The sequence below is a fragment of the Oceanobacillus neutriphilus genome (genome assembly GCF_014645515.1).
In the GTDB taxonomy this organism is placed as follows: Bacteria; Bacillota; Bacilli; order Bacillales; family Amphibacillaceae; genus Oceanobacillus; species Oceanobacillus neutriphilus.
In genome coordinates this window covers 357,365-380,036 of sequence record NZ_BMLW01000002.1, presented here as the reverse complement: position 1 = coordinate 380,036, position 22,672 = coordinate 357,365, and the positions used below count along the sequence as shown (strand labels likewise).

18 protein-coding genes, 4 pseudogenes and 1 riboswitch are annotated in these 22,672 nt (G+C 38.1%); of the genes and pseudogenes, 16 read left to right on the top strand and 6 right to left on the bottom strand.

Translation table 11 applies throughout. The annotated features are described in order from the left end of the window. Window positions 1–486 precede the first annotated feature (486 nt). The 3 genes and pseudogenes from mgtE to IEX29_RS27190 form a co-directional block, all read right to left on the bottom strand. Entirely contained in the window at window positions 487–1,470 is a 984-nt protein-coding gene (mgtE, locus tag IEX29_RS04910) for a magnesium transporter (RefSeq protein ID WP_188733390.1), read from the bottom strand. A gap of 266 nt (window positions 1,471–1,736) precedes the next feature. Beyond that, window positions 1,737–1,902, bottom strand: a riboswitch (M-box (ykoK) riboswitch). A gap of 270 nt (window positions 1,903–2,172) precedes the next feature. After that, a complete protein-coding gene (locus IEX29_RS27195; protein WP_373290643.1) occupies window positions 2,173–2,307 on the bottom strand; it encodes a helix-turn-helix domain-containing protein in 135 nt (44 codons plus the stop codon). 41 nt (window positions 2,308–2,348) lie between these two features. Then, window positions 2,349–2,459: pseudogene (locus tag IEX29_RS27190) on the bottom strand (helix-turn-helix transcriptional regulator); the annotation flags it as partial. A gap of 948 nt (window positions 2,460–3,407) precedes the next feature. Between IEX29_RS27190 and IEX29_RS04895 the strand changes: the two are divergent. Then, window positions 3,408–5,583: pseudogene (locus IEX29_RS04895) on the top strand (heavy metal translocating P-type ATPase); the annotation flags it as partial. 121 nt (window positions 5,584–5,704) lie between these two features. Here the strand turns inward: IEX29_RS04895 and IEX29_RS04890 are convergent. Next, window positions 5,705–6,082, bottom strand: coding sequence for an ArsR/SmtB family transcription factor (locus tag IEX29_RS04890; RefSeq protein ID WP_229720099.1), 378 nt, complete (start codon window positions 6,080–6,082; stop codon window positions 5,705–5,707). Between the two features lie 332 nt (window positions 6,083–6,414). On the opposite strand from IEX29_RS04890, the gene gpmA reads away from it, so the two are divergent. Further along, window positions 6,415–7,101, top strand: coding sequence for a 2,3-diphosphoglycerate-dependent phosphoglycerate mutase (gene gpmA, locus IEX29_RS04885; RefSeq protein WP_188733387.1), 687 nt, complete (start codon window positions 6,415–6,417; stop codon window positions 7,099–7,101). Between the two features lie 502 nt (window positions 7,102–7,603). Here the strand turns inward: gpmA and IEX29_RS04880 are convergent. Next, entirely contained in the window at window positions 7,604–8,248 is a 645-nt protein-coding gene (locus IEX29_RS04880) for a TetR/AcrR family transcriptional regulator C-terminal domain-containing protein (protein WP_188733386.1), read from the bottom strand. A gap of 443 nt (window positions 8,249–8,691) precedes the next feature. Between IEX29_RS04880 and IEX29_RS04875 the strand changes: the two genes are divergently transcribed. The 10 genes and pseudogenes from IEX29_RS04875 to IEX29_RS26550 all read left to right on the top strand — a co-directional run. Then, window positions 8,692–10,473 carry an ABC transporter ATP-binding protein gene (locus IEX29_RS04875; protein WP_188733385.1) on the top strand — a complete coding sequence of 594 codons (1,782 nt, stop codon included), beginning with the start codon at window positions 8,692–8,694 and terminating at the stop codon, window positions 10,471–10,473. Beyond that, window positions 10,470–12,197, top strand: coding sequence for an ABC transporter ATP-binding protein (locus IEX29_RS04870; protein ID WP_188733384.1), 1,728 nt, complete (start codon window positions 10,470–10,472; stop codon window positions 12,195–12,197). Before IEX29_RS04875 ends, IEX29_RS04870 begins: the two co-directional genes overlap by 4 nt. Window positions 12,198–12,274: 77 nt before the next feature. Further along, complete coding sequence (gene sufC, locus IEX29_RS04865; protein WP_188733383.1) at window positions 12,275–13,063, top strand: Fe-S cluster assembly ATPase SufC; 789 nt, start codon at window positions 12,275–12,277, stop codon at window positions 13,061–13,063. Window positions 13,064–13,080: 17 nt separating this feature from the next. Continuing rightward, window positions 13,081–14,391 (top strand): Fe-S cluster assembly protein SufD, encoded by a 1,311-nt coding sequence (gene sufD, locus IEX29_RS04860; protein ID WP_188733382.1) that lies wholly within the window; start codon window positions 13,081–13,083, stop codon window positions 14,389–14,391. 245 nt (window positions 14,392–14,636) lie between these two features. Continuing rightward, window positions 14,637–16,034 (top strand): Fe-S cluster assembly protein SufB, encoded by a 1,398-nt coding sequence (gene sufB, locus IEX29_RS04855; protein WP_188733381.1) that lies wholly within the window; start codon window positions 14,637–14,639, stop codon window positions 16,032–16,034. A 296-nt stretch (window positions 16,035–16,330) separates the two neighbouring features. After that, window positions 16,331–17,713, top strand: a complete 1,383-nt coding sequence (locus IEX29_RS04850; RefSeq protein ID WP_188733380.1) for an MFS transporter — start codon at window positions 16,331–16,333, stop codon at window positions 17,711–17,713. A gap of 118 nt (window positions 17,714–17,831) precedes the next feature. Next, window positions 17,832–18,197, top strand: coding sequence for a DUF1516 family protein (locus tag IEX29_RS04845; protein WP_188733379.1), 366 nt, complete (start codon window positions 17,832–17,834; stop codon window positions 18,195–18,197). Between the two features lie 202 nt (window positions 18,198–18,399). Beyond that, on the top strand, window positions 18,400–19,326 hold the full coding sequence (gene hemH / locus IEX29_RS04840) for a ferrochelatase (protein WP_188733378.1): 927 nt from the start codon (window positions 18,400–18,402) through the stop codon (window positions 19,324–19,326). 199 nt (window positions 19,327–19,525) lie between these two features. Then, window positions 19,526–19,702, top strand: coding sequence for an RNA polymerase sigma factor (locus IEX29_RS04835; protein ID WP_229720098.1), 177 nt, complete (start codon window positions 19,526–19,528; stop codon window positions 19,700–19,702). Next, window positions 19,699–19,860: pseudogene (locus IEX29_RS26550) on the top strand (helix-turn-helix domain-containing protein); the annotation flags it as partial. The gene IEX29_RS04835 and the pseudogene IEX29_RS26550, both read left to right, overlap by 4 nt. 30 nt (window positions 19,861–19,890) lie before the next feature. Here IEX29_RS26550 and IEX29_RS26545 read toward each other — a convergent pair. Then, on the bottom strand, window positions 19,891–20,403 hold the full coding sequence (locus tag IEX29_RS26545) for a GNAT family N-acetyltransferase (protein WP_229720097.1): 513 nt from the start codon (window positions 20,401–20,403) through the stop codon (window positions 19,891–19,893). 92 nt (window positions 20,404–20,495) lie between these two features. On the opposite strand from IEX29_RS26545, the gene IEX29_RS04825 reads away from it, so the two are divergent. The 4 genes and pseudogenes from IEX29_RS04825 to IEX29_RS27305 form a co-directional block, all read left to right on the top strand. Next, window positions 20,496–20,888, top strand: a complete 393-nt coding sequence (locus tag IEX29_RS04825) for a YdcP family protein (RefSeq protein ID WP_505761512.1) — start codon at window positions 20,496–20,498, stop codon at window positions 20,886–20,888. A 229-nt stretch (window positions 20,889–21,117) separates the two neighbouring features. Further along, window positions 21,118–21,867: an alpha/beta fold hydrolase gene (locus IEX29_RS04820; protein ID WP_188733377.1), complete on the top strand. Its 750-nt coding sequence runs from the start codon at window positions 21,118–21,120 to the stop codon at window positions 21,865–21,867. A 7-nt stretch (window positions 21,868–21,874) separates the two neighbouring features. After that, entirely contained in the window at window positions 21,875–22,471 is a 597-nt protein-coding gene (locus tag IEX29_RS04815; RefSeq protein ID WP_188733376.1) for a TetR/AcrR family transcriptional regulator, read from the top strand. Between the two features lie 14 nt (window positions 22,472–22,485). Continuing rightward, window positions 22,486–22,650: pseudogene (locus tag IEX29_RS27305) on the top strand (IS3 family transposase); the annotation flags it as partial. Window positions 22,651–22,672 lie beyond the last annotated feature (22 nt).

Here is a 22,672-nt window from a genome sequence, read left to right as displayed (position 1 = left end):
AAATCAACGTTTATTTGGTTTACCACTACAGAAAAATATTCAAGAGGTAGAAACTACTTTTAATAAAAAGCACAATCTGATGTTAATTAGATTGTGCTAAATTTATGTCTGAAATTATTTTAAAGATTTTATTTGGAACCACTAGCAATATCTATTCAAATACTAACAATACTACACTTTATATTTTAAATCTGTTAAAACATAACATTATCACTATTTAATCCCAAGTTTGATCGGTATATGCATTTCCGTCAGATATGAAGCTAAAAATACAGCTGTTGCTGCAATTTCTTCCGGCCTTACAAAATGAGGTAGAGTTAATTCTACTTTTTTACTGTTTCTAAACTCTTTACACATCATTTTGATACATGTATAAACCGATATGGTAGCAACACTTAAAATGAAAATCGAGAAAAACATAGATACCAGCCCCGATGCTTTTTTTAGGTTTAAATTACGACAAAACTTCTAAAACGAATGGGGATTTCACATAATCCTTGAGATAAACATCGTGGCAATACCAAAGTAAATAAGCAAGGATAGAATGTCATTAATTGTTGTGATCAGCGGTCCTGAAGCAACGGCAGGATCTGCTTTACACTTATAAAGAATCAGCGGAATAATCGTTCCGGCGAGCGTTCCGATAATCAACGTAGCCAAGAGCGAAACACCAACGACAAATCCAAGCATCAAGCTTCCTCTCCATATATAAGCGACAAATGCAATGATAATCGCGCAAGTAAGCCCAATGATAATTCCTACCAATAGTTCTCTCCATAAAAGCTTAGTAGCTTTTTTAAAATCGAGTTTTTCTGATACAAGTCCGCGAACGACAACAGCAAGTGATTGTGTGCCAGTATTTCCAGTCATTCCTGCAATCATTGGCATGAAAAAAGCTAGGGCGACTACTGCTTCTAATGTTTCTTCAAAACTTTCAATGATTCCCCCAGAAATCAATCCAATAAATAATAATAAGATAAGCCATGGAAGCCTTTTTCCAGCTGCTATGAGCGGACGGGTATGGAAATCAATTTCTTTTCCAGATGCTGTAAGTTTTCCTATATCTTCATCAGCCTCCTGATGAATGACATCAATAATATCTTCTACATGAATAATTCCCATCAATTGTTTCCATTTATTCACGACGGGAATCGAAACAAGGTCTTTATCCCTGAAAACTTTGGCTGCTTCTTCTTGGTCCAAATTTGCTGGGAAATAAATAAGATTCTTTTTCATAATATCCGCAAGTTCCTCTGTATCGCTTGCGGCTAATAATTCACGCACCGATAATACACCTGTTAACTGTTGATCTTCATCAATCATATAGACATAATGAATATTCCTTTTTCCTTGTACCTGTTCTCTTAAATGAAGAATAGCTTGCTCTACTGTACAAGTTTCTTGTAAAGCAACGTACCCTTGTTTCATTAACGTTCCAGTTGTTTCGTGTTCATAAATGCTGTGATTCATATTGAGAACCTCCTTTTAAAGATGCTCTCCCCAAGGTGAGGGGATTTTCTTTTCAATTTTTGTGCATAACCTACTCTCAAAGGGGTCAGTCATCCCCACCACCTCCTTTCGTCTTAGAAACGAAATCCTCACAAGTTTTTTTACCCGAACAACGAAAAAACATCCCTCTCCACAAAGAAGGATGTTTAACATTTGCGACTGCATAATGCAGATCACTCAAGCGTCACCACACAAAGTGCGTATAAAGCCTAAGTCATTTTATAATGAATAAACCTCCTTCGCAGAGCTTTAGCACTATGTGGCGTAGGAAATATATCCAGCTACATTAAAAACCACCTTAAGTCGATGGTTCCTGTTGACCCATTGGAGTCTTTCGACATTTCTGGGCAGCAGCATTTCTCCACATAGGAGCCTCACCTAGCGAGGAATTCGTATATGATTATCCTCATCTAGTGTAGAAGCCATCAAAACAATTGTCAAATCTTTTTATCTCAGAGATAAGTCAGTACATTAAAAATAACCAGAGATATGATCCCGTCCTCTGGTTATTTGAATGTCATTATTTAAAATTTTAAAGCATTTCCCTTCAGTCAAGTCACTCTTATAGATGCTGCTAATAACTCCCACTCCTTCATTTTAAAACAGGTATCAGACTAAAATTGCAGTTCTCTCTAATCCATTTTCCTCACACTAAAATTAGATTTAATTATATTTACTTCGATATTTTAAAGGTGTTATTTTGTATATATCCTTAAAAGCAGCTCCAAATTTACTTTGACTTTTATATCCCACTGCCGAAGCGATTTCCCCAATACTTTCTTGAGTTTTAAGTAACATAGAAGCCGCTTTTTGATACGATACGCTTTCATATACTCCCCAATAGAAACACCGTATACTCCTTTAAAAGCAGTCTTTAATGTAGTAGGACTGATGTGATATTGTCTTGCTAGTTCATCAATCGTAAATCTCTGTTCAAATTGTTCCGTCATCATCTTTTTAATCTGTTTGATAATGTCAACTTCTTGCCGGACAAAAAAATTGTTCTGCTGCTCTTTAGCTGTATCAAAATAATAAAGGTAAATTAAAATTTCCAGAACCTTCAGCCTGTAATAGGTATCTCTAGCCTCAACTGGTATAGAATACATACCTTTAAAGATATGTTGAATATTCTCTTTTGCTTGTATAAAAAAGCATTCATCGTTTTCAAAAAAGCGGTTAACAAGACCCCGTACATCAATTTCCATGTCGGGGAGATGCTCCGATAGTTGACCTGTAAACTTATCCAGATCAATCGTAACGTTTATACCTTTATAGTATTCTAAGGGGAATTCAATACAATTACTGTGATTCCTCATCGTATTCATAAACAAATCACCTTCCCCTATGTATTGCAAACATCCATCCTTCATTTTACATTCAGCACGTCCTTCAAGGCAGTGATTTAACTCTAAAATATTCATGTTCAGATGAGCTGTTGGTACAAAAGCGCTGGTCTGAAAATTAAAGATGGTTACCTCAACTCCAGGGAGTACAGAATGAACAGACGCGGTTCCTTGTCCCTTACTTGGATTCAATTGATAAACAACATGTTGATTATTTTGTATTAAATTCATATCAGCATTGATATGTGAGAAAAAAGAACTGTTCATGATATTTATACCTCCTTAAATATTAATTTTTTTCAATACGATGTACGTTGTTGATTACAAAATGAAAACTGCTTTAATTTTTATACCTATCCATTAAATAAACATTTCTACAGTTCTTATAAATTTGTTCCAATCAGCCATAATTCTAGCCCTATCGGTCTTTCCTTTCCAAATATGTAGAGAATGAAAGATAAAGTCATTATACTAGAATTTAGATACAATCAAATGATTGCTTGATTGTTTTATAGTTTGATTGTATAAAAAATAATAAAAAGGAGCAATTACTTTATGAAGAAAACTTATAAACTACTAGATGTGGACTGTGGCAATTGTGCGGCGAAAATTGAACATGGTATTAGCAAGCTAGATGACGTTACCGATGTAAAGGTCAATTTCATGGGTCAAAGAATGATTCTTGAGGCGCCAGATGATAAATTCGATGCAGTATTTAAACAAGCCAAGAAGATTATAAAGAAAATTGATTCGGGGGTGTCGATAGAAACTTAAGTTGTTAAATTTTCACGTCCATTCAATACAAAACGAAATACAATGTTTGAGTCAGTAGCAGTTTTACAGTTATAACGGTTGCTGACTTAAATATAAGGAGGATACAAACATGTCCAAAAAAGAAAAGAGAAGATTGCTACGTATCCTTATTGCATCTGCAGGTTTTGTAGCAGCATTTATCTCTAATTTAGATGGTCTTTCCGAATTTCTAGTATTTTTTATTCCCTATCTCATCGTTGGAGGAGACATACTCTGGAAAGCAGCAAGAAATATCATTCGAGGACAGGTCTTTGACGAAAACTTCCTAATGTCAATAGCTACGATTGGAGCTTTCTGTCTTGGAGAATATGCCGAGGGTATTGCTGTTATGTTGTTTTTCCAGGTAGGTGAGTTATTTCAATCCTATGCGGTTTCAAGATCACGCAGGTCAATATCCGAACTGATGGATATTCGACCCGACTATGCTAATGTGCTAAGAAATGGAGAAATGATACAGGTTGACCCGGAAGAGGTACAAATTAATGAGAGTATTGTAGTGAAACCTGGAGAGCGAATCCCTTTGGATGGAATAATAACAGGCGGCTTCTCTACAATAGATACTTCAGCACTGACAGGCGAGTCCGCTCCGCGAGATGCGCAAAAAGGGGAAGAAGTAATCAGCGGTTGTATTAACCAAACTGGTAAATTGACCATTCAAGTAAACAAGGAATACGGCCAGTCTACAGTAGTAAAAATACTCGAATTGGTTGAAAATTCATCTGATAAAAAAAGCAGAAGTGAAAATTTCATTACAAAATTTGCCCGATACTATACCCCGTTCGTTTTTTTTGCTGCACTCATTCTAGCAATTATTCCGCCGCTTACCATGGGGCAACCGTTTGACATCTGGATTGAAAGAGCTCTAATCTTCCTTGTCATTTCTTGTCCTTGTGCCTTAGTTATTTCGGTACCACTCAGCTTTTTTGGCGGAATCGGTGGGGCATCCAAATCTGGCGTTTTGGTGAAGGGATCCAATTATCTTGAGGCTTTGGCCAACACAGAAATGGTCGTATTTGATAAGACTGGTACACTAACAAAAGGTAATTTCATTGTCAGTGAAATATATTCTAAAAAAATGTCCAATCAAGAGTTATTGGAATTGGCAGCGTATGCGGAGGATTATTCTAACCACCCCATCGCTCAAAGTATCAAACAGGCATTTGGAAAAACGATTGATTCTTCCCGTATTAAGGATATCGAAGAAGTCGCTGGTCATGGAGTGAAATCAGTAATTGACGGAAAAGTTGTGTTTGCGGGTAATGCCAAACTTATGAAACGAGAACACATTTCCTACAATGATAGAAAACTTGTTGGAACTGCAGTTCATATTGCTATTAACAATGAATACATGGGATATATCCTTGTTGAAGACAAAATTAAACAGGACGCTCCACATGCAATAACAGCTCTGAAATCCGCAGGGATCACGCAAACTGTCATGCTAACTGGGGATGCAGATTCGGTAGGGAAAAAGGTTGCAACTAAGCTCAAACTAGATAAAGTATATACGGAGCTGTTGCCTGCAGATAAGGTTGAACACGTGGAAGAGTTAATGAAGCAAAAAAACGAAAAAAGAAGTCTAGCCTTTGTAGGTGATGGCATCAATGACGCTCCTGTTCTTGCACGTGCAGATATCGGTATTGCTATGGGGGGATTGGGTTCAGATGCAGCCATTGAAGCTGCAGATGTTGTAATTATGACCGATGAGCCGTCCAAAATTGCTACAGTGATGAAGATAAGCAAAAAGACACTCCGTATCGCTAAACAAAACATTGTTTTTGCATTGGGTGTTAAAGGGGTTGTATTGATTATGGGAGCTATAGGCATGGCCACAATGTGGGCAGCTGTATTTGCTGATGTCGGAGTATCCGTTTTAGCAATTCTAAACGCAATACGAGCACTCAACATAAAAAAATTCAACACGCCAGTACAGTTTTCTCAAAATCAAGAGGAAGGAAATCGAAAAGAAATAGTAGCATAGTGTAATGGGAGTATTAAATGGAAATTCTGCAGGTAATACTCCCATTTTTATCATTAATCTAAAGGCCTTTCAAGGGACAACTCATATCAAAATAATCATCAATCATTTGATGAACTAGACGAGCTTTTTCGCTATCAGCAAGAGAATAGTAAACTTCTTTACCAACACGTCTACTTTTAATTAAACCATGGAGTTTTAAAGATTTTAAATGATGAGAAATCGAAGCGGGGCTCATGTCAAGTGCAGCTGAGATATTATGTCCACACTCTTCACATTGACAGAGTAACCAAAGTATTCGAAGGCGGGAACCATCACAAAGCTGTTGAAATACAGCAGCTCCCTCCAAAAAAAATTGAACATCGGGCATTTGTTCTAAAATATGGCTCAAATTTTTACTGTGATCATGAAGTATTTCTTTATTATTTATCTTCGTCACCCCTTTAATCAAACAATTATTTTATTAAACAATCTTTTTATTAAAAGTTTAGGTGTTCCTCAGCCCCTTGTCAAGGAGATGTTTTCAGCAGTTTATTTTAATCATCATAACGCTTATGACAACCTTAAATTGATTGTTAAAAATATGATCGTATAATGGTTTACTTTTTAGTGAAACTTTATATTTTTGGATGATATCATCAAGTCAAAAGTAGCCATTTTTTATTATGTTCCATATTTCTTTATCATATTAAAAAAGATAGTTATTTGAATTATTGAAGAGGCCTTTCTGAAAGATTAATGGAAAAAATCATTAGAAAGGATGTGAAAGACATGTATAAACTAGTTTTAATAAGACACGGAGAAAGTGAATGGAACAAAGCAAATTTTTTTACAGGTTGGACAGATATTGACTTGTCGGATAAAGGGATTGAAGAAGCACAAAATGCAGGTAGATTACTTAAGGAGGCACAATTTGCTTTTGATGTCGCTTACACTTCATATTTAAAACGTGCCATTAAAACACTAGATTATGTGCTTGAAGAAATGGACTTGCTATGGATCCCTGTATATAAAGCTTGGCAGCTTAACGAACGCCATTATGGTGCGCTTCAAGGATTGAGTAAAACTACTGTCGCCCAGCGTTATGGAGAAGAACAAGTTAAATTATGGCGTAGAAGTTATAACGAATTGCCACCTGCTTTGACTAAAGACGATAAACGGTATCCAATCTATGATGCTAAATATCGTGATATTGATGACGAATTTATTCCCTTAACAGAAAGCCTCAAGGAAACAGCAATACGTGTTAAATATTACTGGAATCGAGAAATTAAAACACAGATAAAAAAAGGTAATAATGTACTTATTGTTGCACATGGTAATAGTCTGCGGGCATTGCTTAAATTTTTGGATAATCTGACTCCTGGGGAGATCATTGATCTGGATATACCAACTGGCGATCCGCTAGTATATATGCTTGATAAGCAGTTGCATCCTGTAGATAAATACTACCTTTGAAGCAGAGTATAATTGAAGAAATTGCTCTGCAAGATGGTTAAAGCAAATCAATTTTTGATTTGGCGAAGTAATTGCAGTCTCTTAAAAATATTGATTATATTAAATTTAATAATAAGGTTTTATCTCTCCAACTTAATATTAAGTTGGATTTTTTATTTAAAAAAAGTATCTCCTATATATTTGTTACATCAATTCTAAGCTTTATCAATATTAGAAGAAAAAATGTGATAAAGCATAGTTCATGGATGTCGAGAAGCTTCTTTCCTACCTGTGTCAATATGTATCTACATAATTGTAGCTATTTCACACAAAGTTTTGCAATTTTTGTATGCTACTTTTCACACGATAAATGGGATGTTCATCCGTCTTTTGTATTCGCTCAATATATACTAGCATCCAGTATCTGGTGTTTTTAAATTTTTGCTCATTAAGATTCAGCTACAACTGTTTTGTGATAATGCCCGTCTGTCAACAATATGTTACGACGGGTACCACTCACTGTTTATTTCCCCTTCCGTATACCTGGTTCATTGTTATCTACTAATTGGAAAGCACCAGTAAGTACACAATGAATGCCGTATTCGAAACGATCATCGAAGCTATCTTCGTACATGGAAGTTAGTACTCGAGAAAACGCTGGATACTCGTCTGTAGCAAGTGTTTTCTGTAACTTCGAGTCGGAATAAGCGACTGAGTCTCCCTGTTCTTCTTGTACGAGTCCAAATGTGAAGTAAGCCAACGTCCAAAATATGCGAACAGCTTCCTTATGGGGAAGGTGAAGTTGGAGCAGTGCCGATATGATTGCATCTCCAATCCGCAACGTGTTTGTTTCGTACACGGTTGTACCAGTCACCAGCTTAGCTCCATCGCGGTGTGTCAAAAGAACGGATCGAAGACGTCGTAAAATTTCCTTGGTACGTTCTTCTGGTTGCTCAGGCAACTCATCAAGGGACAGCTCGGAAAAAATCGTATCGGCCATCAATTCAATCAGGCGGGATTTCGTCTTGACCTGCCAGGACACTGTGTTTAAATAAACACCAAGCCGTTTGGCTACAGCGCGCAGTGTGACCGCTTCAATCCCAGATTCGTTCAAAATATGGAGTGCAGCCTGAATGACGTCGGATTGAGTGGTACGAGTAGAACCCATAAGTTGTCATCCTCTCTAGGAACTATGATATTTTCTATCCAAAATTGACGTAAATAGCCAATAATCTGAGGTCATTATATCATAAAATGGATTGTTGTGCAGTGACACAGGAGTCAAGAAAATTTTAAAATAAAAATTCATTTACAAATAAGATTTTTTCTACTTCAAATTTGTACTAGAGTCATTCTATAAATATGTATGTCTATAGTCGATCATCTGGAAACTTATTGCTTATAAATTAATCACTAATTAGAGTTGCTTTATTGGTCAGCGACCATATTTTAATTGACTCTTGGTCATTGAACAAGTATAATTTTAACTGAAAAACACTCCATCAATATGAATAGTATATTTGTGGAGAGAAAGGAGCTCAAAATGAAGCTAATGACTCAAAAAATAAAGAGGAAACAATTGTTAAGGCACTTTAGCGGGAGGAAAATAAAATGAAGCTATCGAATGCATCGACGCGAATTGCTTTATTTTCCAAAGTAGCTCCTCTAGGAAAAGCGCTCTCTCCAGTTACAAAGCCGCTACTAGGAGCTACGTTGATTGAACTGCTTTCAGCGGTATTTGCAGTGCTACCTTATGTGCTGATTGTGCAGGTCGGTAACGAGTTGCTGTCTCCCGCACCAAATGCAGGACTGGTTTGGACACTGGTTCTATCGGCAGTGGCTTGTCTAGTGTTACATGCTACTCTATCGATCGTGGCCCTTACAGTGACGCACTTGACCGACGGCACACACCAGTGGAGATTGCGACGGGAATTGGTGGCTAAACTCGGTCGATTACCATTAGGGTGGTTCTCCGTGAACAATGCCGGTCAGGTAAAGAAAATGCTACAGGACGATACACATGCAATTCATTATGTGATCGCTCATTCCGTTCTCGACCTTGTCTCAGGACTTGCCGTTCCACTCTTGAGTTTTATTTATTTGTTCACGGTTGATTGGCGTCTCGCGATTATTGCGTTGGCACCTCCACTTACGTATTTTATTATCTTTGGTGTTGTCACCTCGCGTTCTTCCGATGTGACAAGGGGTATCGGAGAAATTTCAGGAAGGCTATCCGGCAGGGTGATCGAGGTGCTCGAAGGGATTCAAGTCATACGGGCTTTTGGTCAGACTGGAAAGGCTCACCGACGCTATAGCAATACCGTAGATGAGTACATCTCTCGAACGGTTGATTGGCTATTGCCGTTGTCAAAGTTGCAGGCAACAATCAGTGTCTTGCTTCAACCGATTACCTTCTTACTGCTTATCCTGATGGTCGGAGCAGGTTTTATTGCCACTGGTCGGATGGAGCCATTGACAATTTTGCCGTTTTTACTACTTGCACTCACCATGGGTAATCCGGTTCTTCGTCTCGGTAATGGGATGTCTTCATTGATGGAGGCGATGGAAGCCGCCCAACGGCTAGAGAATACGCGTGGCTTGTCAGAGATTGAGGAGCCAATGAATCCTCAAACCCCTGACGCCGGTCAACTCGATGTGGAATATAAGAACGTTGTATTTAGTTACAAAGAGGGACACCGTGCAGTGGATCATGTCAGTTTTGTCATGCTTCCTGGCACTATAACTGCTTTGGTTGGTCCCTCAGGTTCGGGGAAGTCGACGATTGCGAAGCTGTTGCCCCGCTTTTATGATCCTCAAAGCGGCTCGATTGCGATTGGTGGTTTACCTATCCGGGAGATGGATACATCCGAGTTGTATCGGAAAGTGGGATTTGTATTTCAGGATGTTCGTCTACTGCAAGAGACGATTCGTGACAACATTCGTCTTGGCAACCCTGATGCTAGCGGGGAAGACGTCGTAAGAGTGGCGCGGGCGGCACGCATTCATGATCGAATCAAGCGGCTGCCCCGAGGCTACGACTCTATCGTCGGTGTGGACGCTCGATTATCTGGAGGAGAGGCGCAGAGAATTTCGATAGCACGAGCATTGCTGGCGGATGCACCAATTATAGTGATGGACGAAGCGACCTCAATGATTGATCCTGAGTCTGAAGCGGAGATCCAGCATGCCTTGACATCGCTAATCAAAGGGAGAACGGTGCTAGTTATCGCCCATCGTCTGCATACTATTGTAGGTGCTGATCAGATTCTCGTAGTTGACGATGGAAACATTGTGCAGCGTGGCACACATGAAGAACTCATCTCGTCGGACGGTTTGTACAGTCGATTGTGGAAAGCTTATGAACGAACAAAGGAAGGTAGGGGAAAGCAATGATTAAACAGTTATTCCAAATTGTCGGCGAAGACCAGCGTGGACTGTTCCGACGCTTCGTTGCTCTCGTCATTCTGTTTTGTATCGCGCAGGGAGTGTCGTTTCTTCTCCTTCTACCGATTTTGAATGCAATATTTGATCCAGGATCTCCTGATTTGTGGATGTGGATTGTCTGTCTTGTTTTCTCCGCAGGGATAGCCATCATCTGCAATTATTTTAGCTCTGTGATCGGTGTGCACCTGTCACTAGGTATCTCGTCTCGACTGTATCATCGGATTGGGGACCATATAGCGACTCTTCCACTCGGCTGGTTCAGTCAGCAACGAACAGGAACCGTCACTCGAACAATCAGTAGCGGTACAGATAATGTGGTGCTCGTATTCGGATTTTTGATGACACCAATGCTTAACGGGATTATCACGCCATCCGTGCTCACGTTAGGTATGCTAATTATCGACTGGAGAATCGGAATCGCCTTCTTAGTAGCTATTCCGTTCCTTTGGGGGATGAACCGACTTGGTCGGCTGTTCTATCGTAAAGGAGATGGTGGTATGGATCGAGCGGCAGCTGCTGCAAACGCCCGCATAATTGAGTATGTCCAAGCCCAGCCTATGCTCCGTGCTTACGGATACGCCGGTGATGCTAACCAGTCATTACAGAAAGTGTTGCTACAACAACGTCATGCAAGTAACCGACATTTGAAGTCAACAATTCCAGGCTCAATCATCTTCCGTATCGCGGTGCAACTTGTGTTGTTACTTGTCGTGATAGCGATTGTGCCACTGGCTCTCGGTGCTCAGATCTCGCCTGCGACCGCGATCGCACTTATTGCCGTAGTAGCACAGTTTACCTCTTCTGTTTCAACAGTGGCAGATTTAGGAGGCGGCATTCGAATGGCACGGTCCTCACTGCGCAAGATAGCTGATATTTTAAATGCGAAGCCTTTGCCCGTTCCTGATAAACCAGCATGCCCTAGTTCGCAACACGAAGTGCGGTTAGAGGGGGTCAGTTTCGGCTATGATAGCCATTCTCCTGTTATTCAGAATGTATCGTTTTCGGTTCCGTCTAAGACCACGGTTGCGATTGTAGGTCCTTCTGGCTCTGGCAAGAGCACTCTGATTAAGTTGATTGCACGCTTTTACGACGTTGATTCCGGGCGTATCGTTTTCGCCGATAGTGATATCCGAGAGCTTGCTACAGAAGATCTGATGCAGCATATATCTCTCGTGTTTCAAGACGTTTATTTGTTCGATGATACCATATGGGAAAATATCCGCATCGGCAACGAACAAACAACAGACGAACAGGTGCTACGGGCATCTCGAATCGCGCAGGTTGAGGAGATTATCCGCAGGCTTCCCGAAGGCTGGGATACCAACGTTGGAGAAGGTGGACACAGCTTGTCTGGAGGTGAACGACAGCGGATTTCGATAGCACGTGCAATTTTGAAGAATGCACCAGTTATTTTGCTGGATGAGGCGACGAGCGCAATTGATCCAGAGAATGAAGCAGCATTTCTGGAAGGATTAGCTGAAGTGACCACTGACAAAACGGTGCTTATGGTCGCCCATCGGTTATCCACGATTCAAGATGCCGACCAGATCGTATTTCTGCGCGAAGGAACTGTGACGGAGATAGGTAGCCATGATGAGTTACTCAAGCTCAATGGAGATTACGCCGTTTTTTGGCGGGAGCGAGCCAAGGCTTCTTCATGGAGCGTCACCTGATCACTCAATCTTTAGATTGAAATTGGAATAGCTATCTTATTCAATTTATTTAAAATAAAGTTTTGGAGGTATGATTTATGTCAAGTACAGTATTAGAAATTAAGAATCTTCATGTATCCATTGAAGACAAAGAGATACTAAAAGGAGTGAATCTAACGGTTAAAAGTGGGGAGTTCCATGCCATCATGGGACCAAATGGTACAGGTAAATCTACATTGGCTTCTGCAATCATGGGACATCCCAATTATGAGGTAACAGAGGGAACGATCAAACTTGATGGGGAAGATGTACTAGAAATGGAAGTAGATGAGCGTGCTCGTGTCGGACTGTTTTTAGCAATGCAGTACCCAAGTGAAATCAGCGGTGTAACTACTTCTGACTTCTTACGTTCTGCAATTAATGCAAAACGTGAAGAAGGCGATGAAATCCCTTTGATGAATTTCATCAAAAAATTAGATTGGGATTTAGAATACCTTGATATTGATAAAAATATGGCAACACGTTATCTGAATGAGGGTTTCTCTGGCGGTGAGAAAAAACGTAATGAAATCTTACAATTATTACAATTAAAGCCAGATATCGCTATCCTTGATGAAATTGATTCAGGACTTGATATCGACGCACTGAAAGTAGTATCAAAAGGAATCAACAAAATGCGTTCTGATAACTTTGGATGCTTAATTATTACTCACTACCAACGTCTATTAAACTACATTACACCTGACTTTGTTCACGTAATGATGCAGGGCCGTGTTGTAAAATCAGACGGACCTGAGCTTGCAAAACGCCTTGAAGCAGAAGGCTATGAGTGGATTAAAGAAGAATTAGGAATTGAAGACGAAGAAACTGCAGAACAAAACGCATAATGTAAGGAGGGGTAATCATGTCTGTAGAAACAAAGCTTCCATTCAATCAAGAATATATTCAAGCATTTTCCAAAGATCGCAATGAACCCGGCTGGATGGCTATGCTTCGTTCAAAAGCTTTGGAAATGGCTGATTCATTAGACATGCCGAAACCAGATAAAACAAAAATTACAAACTGGAATTTTACAGATTTCCAGCATTCCAATAAAGAAGCAGTAAAAATTACTTCTATTGATGAACTGCCTGAAGAGTTAAGAGCATATTTTGATGATGATGCCAGTATGGAGAATCTGTATATTCAGCGTAATCAAACAGCTGCATATAACAGTCTATCACAGGAGCTTCAGGATAAAGGTGTTATTTTCACAGATATTTTTACAGCAATGAACGAGCACAGTGATCTTGTAGAAAAATATTATATGAATGATGCTGTTGCTGTTGATCAGAACCGTTTAACAGCACTGCATGGAGCACTGATGAATGGCGGCATATTTGTTTATGTACCTAGAAACGTACAGATTAAAGAACCGCTTCAAGCAGTCTTCTGGCAGGAAGATACCGACAGTGCACTATTAAATCATGTGCTTGTTGTAGCAGAAGAAGGCAGCTCGGTCACTTATGTAGAAAACTATATTTCTCATAATGATACGGAAGAAACTGTTGCTAATCTTGTAACAGAAGTATTTGCTCATGATAATGCACAAGTTGCTTATGGTGCAGTAGATAACTTTGCAGCAGGTACAACTACTTATGTGAATCGCCGTGGTGTTGCCAAGCATGATGCAAGAATTGATTGGGCGCTTGGACAAATGAATGACGGAAATACGGTTTCAGAAAACATTACCTACCTGATGGGGAGAAATGCTACTTCGGACGCAAAAGCAGTATCTGTTGGCCGAGGTAAGCAGACACAAAACTTTACGTCCAGCATTCGCCAGTTTGGTAAAGCAACAGATGGATATATCCTGCAACGTGGCGTCATGAAGGGTTCTGCCTCAACCATTTTTAATGCTATTGGTAAAATTGAACATGGTGCAACAAAAGCAAATTCTGAGCAAGAGTCCCGTGTATTGATGTTAAGTGAAAAATCCCGTGGAGATGCCAATCCAATTCTTCTGATTGATGAAGATGACGTAACAGCAGGTCACGCTGCTTCTGTAGGCCGTGTGGATCCATTGCAAATGTACTATCTTATGAGCAGAGGGCTAGAACGTGAAGAAGCAGAACGATTAGTAATTCATGGTTTCTTAGCTCCAGTGGTGGCTCAACTTCCAATTGAGTCTGTACGTAAACAATTGACACAAGTGATTGAAAGGAAAGTTTATTAATGGATATAAAAGCCATTAAAGAATAATTTCCAATTTTTCACCAGGAAGTAAATGGACATCTCTTAGTTTATTTACATTCCTCTGCAATTCCGCAAAAGCCGATTCAGAAAAGCTGGGAGATATAGGTAGTTTCCCAATTTCCTGCAAGGATTAAATATGCGACACTCGCTCGGAAAGCCATAGAAAAGGGTGTACACAACAAATAAGACAGAAGCTTTTATTCTGTCCAAGGGAGGTTATTAACAATGGCAAAAAATATGCCGGAAATAGAAGAGTATAAATATGGATTTCATGATAAAGATGTATCTATTTTCCGTACAGAAAAAGGATTAACGCCAAATATTGTTAAGGAAATTTCGAAAATGAAGGAAGAGCCGCAGTGGATGCTTGACTACCGTCTAAAGGCATTAGAGCATTTCTACAAGCGTCCAATGCCGCAATGGGGCGGAGATCTTTCAGGTTTAGACTTTGATGAAATTGTTTATTATGTCAAGCCCACTGAAAAGCAAGGAAGAAGCTGGGAGGAAGTGCCTGCAGAGATTAAGCAGACTTTTGATAAGCTGGGTATACCAGAGGCTGAACAAAAATATCTTGCTGGTGTATCTGCACAATATGAATCAGAGGTTGTTTACCACAGCTTAAAAGAAGATCTTCAAGAGCTTGGTATTGTATTTAAAGATACAGACACTGCACTGAAAGAAAACGAAGAACTATTTAAAGAATACTTTGGAACGATTGTTCCTTATTCTGATAATAAATTCGCTGCATTAAATTCTGCGGTATGGTCTGGCGGTTCATTTATTTATGTACCAAAAGGCGTAAAAGCAACAACGCCATTACAAGCTTATTTCCGTATTAACTCCGAAAATATGGGACAGTTTGAACGTACGCTTATCGTTGTTGATGAAGAAGCATCTGTACACTATGTAGAGGGCTGTACAGCACCAGTTTATACAACAAACTCTCTTCATAGTGCTGTTGTAGAAATTATTGTTAAGAAAGACGGCTACTGCCGTTATACTACAATTCAAAACTGGGCGAACAATGTGTATAACCTTGTTACAAAGCGTGCTGTTTGTGATGCGAATGCAACAATGGAATGGATTGATGGAAACATTGGTTCCAAGCTGACGATGAAATATCCATCCATCCTTCTAAAAGGAGAAGGTGCACGAGGAAATACACTTTCTATCGCTTTAGCAGGAAAAGGACAATTACAAGACGCTGGTGCAAAAATGCATCACTTGGCTCCAAATACGTCTTCTACTATTGTTTCTAAATCTATTTCTAAACAAGGTGGGAAAGTATCTTATCGTGGTTTAGTACACTTTGGACGTAAAGCGGAGGGGGCTCGTTCCAATATTGAGTGCGATACACTAATAATGGATAACGAATCTACTTCGGATACGATCCCATACAATGAAATTCTAAACGACAATATTTCTTTAGAGCACGAAGCAAAAGTTTCTAAAGTATCTGAGGAACAGCTTTTCTATCTAATGAGTCGCGGTTTAACAGAAGTAGAAGCAACAGAAATGATTGTAATGGGCTTTATTGAACCATTTACAAAGGAACTTCCAATGGAATATGCAGTAGAGATGAATAGATTGATCAGCTTCGAAATGGAAGGTTCCATCGGATAATACTTTTAATAAATCCCGTTACAGTATCATGTGTAGCGGGACTTCCCTCATTTAAAAATTAGATGGCTATATCATTATGTTGCCTTAACGCATAATAATTACCTTAAGGAAAAGGTGACCGTAATATAAAACGAATGGGGATTTTATATTGAACAAAAAAATAGGGATGATAAAAATTCATAAAATATATATGTCTTTAATCCCTAAGTGATTGTTTCTACTATTTGAAAGGTAGATTAATATTGTATTTTCAGAAACTGAGGATTATTTTTTAAGTTAGATAAGAGGGAATAAAAATGACAAAAAAACAAAAGTTATTACTTTTTTCCATGTGTTATATGGTTTTGTTTAATGCAATGAACGTAACCATGATGAATGTTGCGATTCCGGAATTCAGAAAGGTATTTGCTTTAACACCTTCTGAAGTAAGCTGGATTACAGCTATTTTCAGTTTGTTCAACGGTATTGCAGCAGTTGTTATTGGAAAAATGTCTGATAGATATCCGATCCGTCACTTGTTTGTTATCGGATTAGCTATTTTTATGACGGGTTCTTTGATTGGGTTCATGAGCCCGAACTATTCATTCATCATTGCGGCCCGAATCCTTCAGGGGATAGGAGGAGGGACTCTTCCTACGTTAAGTCTAGTAGCTGTCGCACGATATTATCCAGAAGAAAAACGCGGTTATGCGCTTGGCATGGTGTTTGCTATGGTGTCGCTAGGTAGTGCAATTGGTCCGATGTTGGGTGGATTTTTAACAGATTCTTTCGGATGGGGCAGTTTATTTTTGATATCGTTTTTAAGTTTAATTACGCTTCCATTTTATCTTAAATATGCACCGAAAGAGGAAGTCAAGACAGGCAGGCGTTTTGATTATGTGGGAGCCATTTTATTCATGCTAGCGATTACGTCTCTTTTGATGGGAATTAATGTGACAGCTTGGCTATTGATCCTTGCTTTAGTCTTTTTTGTTCTGTTCGCCTGGCAAGCTCAACGTGTAAACGAGCCATTTATTAAAATTGACATATTGAAAAATGTCCCATTTAGTCTCGTCCTTTTCATGGGTTTATTAAACTCCATTGCTTATATGGCAGGGATTTTCATTCTTCCTTTAATGCTTGCAGAGGTAAATGGAATGTCAACTAGTTTGATTGGTCTTGTTTTGTTTCCAGGAGGGGTGATGACAATCATTTTAGGTTCGCAGATTGGATTATTAATTGCTAAACGGGGAAATCGGTTTATGAACCAATTAAGCTTTATCTGCATGACCATTGTTTTTCTGGCTCTTTCCACAATCGTTGGAGGCTCTCCGATTTGGATATCTGTACTGCTAATTGTTGTATGCTTAGGCTTTACTGCGAATCAATCGGCTCTTACCAATCGCATATCAGAAATTTTACAGCCCAATGAAGCTGGTACGGGTACAGGGTTATTCACCTTTATGATTTTTTTAGGTGCAGCAATTGGCTCGGCATTGTTTAGCCGTTTTCTTGAACTCAATAGTGGACAATGGAATATGTTAAACGGGTCTGCTCATCCTTCATACAGCAATGCTTTCATTCTTGCGGCCATTACGGTGATATTGGCAATGGTAATGCTTGCTTTGGAGAAATCAGTGACAAAAAGACAGAAAATGCGAGTAGATGATGAATCCCTTAAAAATAGACATAATGCTTAAATCTATCTAAATCATTATCATTTTGGGTGGTAACATGATGGTTATCAAAACAGGGTGTATATACAGTAAAAACTAATAGCGGATAGCTATAAAATTATTATTGAGGAGGATGATAAAGATGTATAATATGTTATTTCAATCACATTCAGGCTTGTGGGAAATCACTATCTTGCTTTTTATCATTTCATTTATCTTATTGAAAATGGGAAAACCTAAGGGTAAAAAAATAACACAAATGATATTACGTCTGTTTTATGTAATTATGATTATTTCTGGGTTTGGAATGTTAATTACGCTCAACTTCCCATGGTTGTATGTTATCAAAGGTATTTTAGCACTATGGCTTATATGGATGATGGAACTAATTCTTTCTAAATCAGTTGTAAGAAAGGAAAGCGGTCCTTCTACAAAAAGTTATTGGACTCAATTTATTATTGCTTTAGTCTTGGTTGTATTGATTGCTGCCAAAATCATTAGTTTTTAGCTTATCGTTCCTTGATGAATTTCAATGGATTAAGTGGGCTCATAATATCTTCCCAGAATCACCATGAAAGCAAGATACACTAATTAGGCTACTACACAAGATAAAGATAATCATATTAGAAAATTGAAAGTTATGTCTTTCCTTGAAAAGCAGACTTATTTTCTAACTTTTGAACAACAAAACGTAACGAGGTGTATTGGAAATGAAAAAGAAGAAATTAGGATTATTAGTAATGGCATACGGTACGCCGTATAAGGAAGAAGATATTGAACCATATTACACGCATATTCGTCATGGCAGAAGGCCGGAGCCAGATGCGCTACAGGATTTAAAAGATCGGTATGAAGCAATTGGAGGCATCTCACCTTTGGAAAAAGTAACCAAAGAACAAACGCACGCATTAGAAAATAAATTGAATGAATTACAAGATGAATATGAATTTAAAGCTTACATCGGTTTAAAACATATTGCTCCATTTATTGAGAATGCCGTAGAAGAAATGGCAAAAGATGGTATAGAAGCAGCAGTTTCTATCGTTTTAGCGCCACACTACTCTACACTTAGCGTGAAATTGTATAATGAACGTGCAAATAGTACAGCTGAAAAATACGGTATAAAAATTGAGTCTGTTCAAGATTGGTATACAGAACCTGGGTTTATTGATTTCTGGGCAAAAGGCGTGCAAAATACCTTTGCGGAAATGTCAGCAGAAGAAAAAAATAATACTGTATTAATCGTATCTGCTCATAGTCTGCCAGAAAAAATTCTGCAACATGGAGATCCATATAAACAGCAATTAGAGGAAACAGCACAATTAATAGCAGAAGCTGCAGATGTAAAAAATTATGAAGTAGGCTGGCAAAGTGAGGGAAACACTCCAGACCCTTGGCTTGGACCGGACGTTCAGGATCTAACTCGCGAATTATATAATAAAGAAGGATACAAAGCATTTGTTTATACACCTGTCGGCTTTGTGGCAGATCACCTTGAAGTTTTATATGATAATGATTATGAATGTAGGGTAGTCTGTGATGAGATTGGAGCAAACTACTATCGTCCGGAAATGCCGAACGCTCGTCCAGAATTTATTGAAACATTAGCAAATGTGGTACTAAAGAAAATGAAATGAGCTTCTTAATGAATAAAAAAGAGTAGTAATTGTTGGTTTGGCATGACAGTTTATCCACTTGACTATCTTCTTCAAAACAGGTGAAATAAGCAAAACTTCCAATTGAGATCACATTAGTAGAAGACTTTAGTAGATTAAACAGACGCATTCAAACATAATTGTAGATAAGAAAATTACGACAAAATTACTAGCAGAAGCCATGCACTCATTATCAGAAGAGAAGCGTAATCTTGTCCTCTTATACTATTTTCTTCATTTATCTGATGAGGAAATTAGTCAACGACTGATTGTACCTCGTCGAACTGTGCATTATCGACGAACCAGTGCTTTAAAACGGCTAAAACGATTTTTGGAGGAACATGCAAGAATGGGATGAATAATATAAGCATTCAAAATGATGAACGTGGTTTGTTGCCGTATCCGATAATTATCGCTGCAAACGCGGGTGAAGCCGAAGCGACGTTAAGGCATGTAGTGAAACACTGTGACAGTTATATTACCAGTTTATCCATGAGAAAGCTGCGAGATGAACAGGAGTCAATAGAACTATTTCTTTCAATTAAACTACAGTACTTTTTTCATAACGAGTCCAGTCTGCATATCGTTACCGAAAGGAAAATTAATCGTATCAATTTGGTGAAATTGATTTTTTTCATAGAACGAAATAGCACCTTTATTTTCTTTCCATACAGCGAGCCATATATATGCTTTATTTAATTCCTTAGCAATCTCAACAATTTTATCTAAAATTACCTGTCCCAACCCTTTACTTTGCATATCTTTTAACAAGTAAATTCTCTCAATTTCAATAATATTTTCTATATTGATCTTACTCTGAGCACTATCCGTATTCAATTTAACATAACCGATTAATTCTTGATGGTTAAAAGCGAAATAAAAAAATGAATTTTTATCATTTAATTGTTCAGTCAAAGATTCAATAGATAGAGAATGATTTATGTACAAGGTAGTATTTTCTTCTGTGTTATACGGACCAAATGTATCTACAAATGTATCAATAGAAACCTGTTGTAATAACTCTATATCATCTATAGTGCATTTTTTTAAACGAAGCACATATATCTCCCCTTTTTTATTAATAAAGGATATTATAACAAATTAAAATTCGTTTGACATGTAATATAAAACAAATTTTAGGAGTGACTTGTATGTCTTATTTTTATTCAAGATATCCTCCTGTTTTATCGCACAAATTGTTAATTAAAATAAAAAATTCAAAAAGAAATGAGGACGATTTAATGGAAATAAAATATGTAATCCCGAACATGGAAAAAACATTTGGTAACTTAGAATATGCAGGAGAAGGCAAAGTTGAACAGCGACGAATTAATGGACGAATGACCACTCTATCTCGTAGTTATAATCTCTATTCAGACGTTCAACGAGCAGATGATATTGAAGTCATACTCCCTAATGAAGCTGGGGAAAAATTCTTTGAACATGAGGAAAAAATAAAATTAGTGAATGCACGTATTACCGCAGAAGGCTATATAAGAAAGGTGAAAACAATTATTGATACATCTTTCATATGTACAAATTAATAATGTAACGCTGGAACAACAGATTCTTAAACCGATTGAATAAAAAATTAAAGAAATTGAAAAGTTATTTTATAGTCTTGATGATATATTGTAAATCACTTCAATTTCAAAAGGTCAATCCCTGCATTCCCAAGCATTTAATTATCTTGAAAGTAAATTATTTTCTATTGACTTAACGACCATTCAAAGATAAAATATGGGTAAACTTGAACTTGATGGAGGGATTTTAATGGATTTGTACTATGAAATTAAAGGTAATGGACATCCAGTTGTTCTGATCCACGGCGGAGGTACTGATTTGCGAGAATGGAATTACTTGGCACCTCTACTGGCTAAGCATTATCAGGTAATTACTGTTGATGGTCGAGGTGTTGGTCAATCACCAACTCCGAAAGACCAAGTTAACTATGTGGAAGATATGCGTTTTTTTATAGATGAGCTTGAGCTTGATAAGCCAACCATCATCGGTCATTCCATTGGTGGGCAAATTGCAACTGAATTCGCTTTAACTTATCCGGAAAAAGTCACAAACCTTGTTTTAATTGCTCCTGCTTTATCAGGATTTCAAGGTTACACAGAATATGAGCAAATAATGCAAAAGGTGATGGGGGCTGCCCCGGATGTGGAGAAGATGATAGATTTGATGCTGCATTCTCCAATGTATCAAGTCGTTATCCATAGTCCGCAAAGAAATCTTGCCACACAAATGCTTCAAGATCAGTTTCAACGAGTGTTGGGTGGACCTGCTTTTGAAATGATATGGCCCAATCCGCCTGCCATTGACCGATTAGAAGAGTTGACTGCCAAAACTTTATTTATTATTGGCGAAAAGGATTTACCTGAAAATTTTCTTGCTCTTGAACACTTTAGAAAAATTCCAAATATCAATTTTATTGAAATACCAAATGCTGATCATATCCTGACCCTGACACATTCTGAAGCGTTAAATCAGGCAATCACTGCTTTTATGGAGGAATGAAGTTAAAATGCCACGTACACCAGAACAGAATAATCGTATTCGTCAAGCATCCAAAGAAAAAATTCGTGCTGCAGCCATGGAGTTATTTATGAAACAAGGATATTACGCTACTTCTATAAGAGATATAGCTAAACAAGGAGGGGTTTCGAAAGGTTTGCTCTATAACTATTACAAAGGAAAGGAAGAGCTGCTCTCTGAAATGGTAGAGACAAGAATCAGAGAAGTGGTTGAAATCATGGAAGAAGCAACCACTTTAGAGACTGCTAGTGAACAGCTTGAATATATAGTCAATGGCGCCATTGATAACATTTATCAAAATCCGGAAGTTCATCGTTTTTATCTTCACTTGCAAACTCAGCCAGAAGCTGATGAAGAGTTGATAAAATACAGTAATCTTATTATTGAAGAAAATACCAGACAATTTGAGTTACAATGTGAAATATTTGAAAGAATGGAAATAAATGAGTCGAGGAAACGTTCGCTATATTTTTCGTCCGTGCTTCAAGGTAGCATGCTGATGATATCTACCTATCCGAAGAAGTTTCCCATTGAAGAAATAAAAGCACAAATTATTCATGAATTTTGCAGATCATCTAATGTATAAAATAGATAAGGGATCATTCCAATAGAGGCAGCCAAAATGTAGCTAAGGGGTATCAAGCACTTTTAAGAAAGAATCGTATCACAACAGGCATGGGTCGAAAAGGGAACTTTTATGATAATGCATGTATCGAGTCGTTTCACAGTGTGATTAAGAAAGAATTAATCTTTCATAAAGATTATCATGAATAAGCCAATAAAAGAA